The sequence below is a fragment of the Rhodococcus sp. ENV425 genome (assembly GCF_002887785.1).
Taxonomy (GTDB): Bacteria; Actinomycetota; Actinomycetes; order Mycobacteriales; family Mycobacteriaceae; genus Rhodococcus; species Rhodococcus aetherivorans.
Window position 1 is genome coordinate 35,950 of sequence record NZ_PCZU01000171.1, and the last position, 773, is coordinate 36,722.

1 protein-coding gene and 1 pseudogene are annotated in these 773 nt (G+C 67.5%); both read left to right on the forward strand.

Annotated elements, in window-relative coordinates; translation table 11 throughout:
- Nucleotides 1–212 (forward strand): annotated as a pseudogene (locus tag CQZ88_RS31040) (hypothetical protein); the annotation flags it as partial.
- Nucleotides 209–676: an RDD family protein gene (locus tag CQZ88_RS14025; RefSeq protein WP_065922261.1), complete on the forward strand. Its 468-nt coding sequence runs from the start codon at nt 209–211 to the stop codon at nt 674–676. The pseudogene CQZ88_RS31040 and the gene CQZ88_RS14025, both read left to right, overlap by 4 nt.
- The last annotated feature ends 97 nt before the right edge of the window (nt 677–773 follow it).

The following is a 773-nucleotide window of genomic DNA, read 5'->3' on the forward strand; positions in this document are numbered from 1 at the left end:
ATGCGATCATCGGGCGAGTCGACCTCATCGGCCTGGCGAACGCGGTGATCGAAGGCGTCGACCTGCCGACCATCATCCGCGAGTCGACCGGGTCCATGTCCACCGAGGCGATGCGCGGCGTGCGCAGCCAGGGTATGCACGCCGACGATGCGGTATCCGGGTTCGTCGGCCGGTTGTTCGGGCGCGCCGAGATCCCGGAAGAACCGGCATGAGCAACCGGGAACCATCCCACCGACCCGCCGGAATCGTCACGAGGGGCATCGCCGCAGCCATCGACCTCGGCGTGGTCCTGACCGTGATGGGCGGGATCTATCTCGCCGTGGTACTCGTGCGGTTGCTGTTCTCGCCGCAGGAGTTCTCCTTCCCCGACGCACACGTTCTGCTGTCCGTCGGTGTGTTCGTCGGTGTCGCGTCGCTGTACCTGACGGTGTCCTGGGCCACCACCGGTCGCACGGTCGGCGCGGTGGTGATGGGGCTGCGGATGGTGAGCCGCAACGGCGACCTCGTCGGATGGGTCCGGGCGGGGCTGCGCGCCGGGCTGTGCGTGATGTTCGGGTTCGGGCTGCTGTGGGTGGCGGTGGATCGCCGCCGCCGGTCCCTGCAGGACATCCTGCTGCGCACCAGCGTCGTCTACGACTGGAAACCCGACCTGCATCTGGCCGAGGCCGAGAGGTGACGTCGCGTCCGTCACAGGTGTCTGGGCATACTCGAACCCGGCCGGATTCGTAGACGGGTAGGAGTTCGTGGTGTCGCAGGGTCTGAAGTTGGGGTAC

Coding starts and splice junctions, on each gene's coding strand:
- CQZ88_RS14025 (WP_065922261.1), top strand. CDS start 209: ATGAGCAACCGGGAACCATCCCACCGACCCGCCGGAATCGTCACGAGG.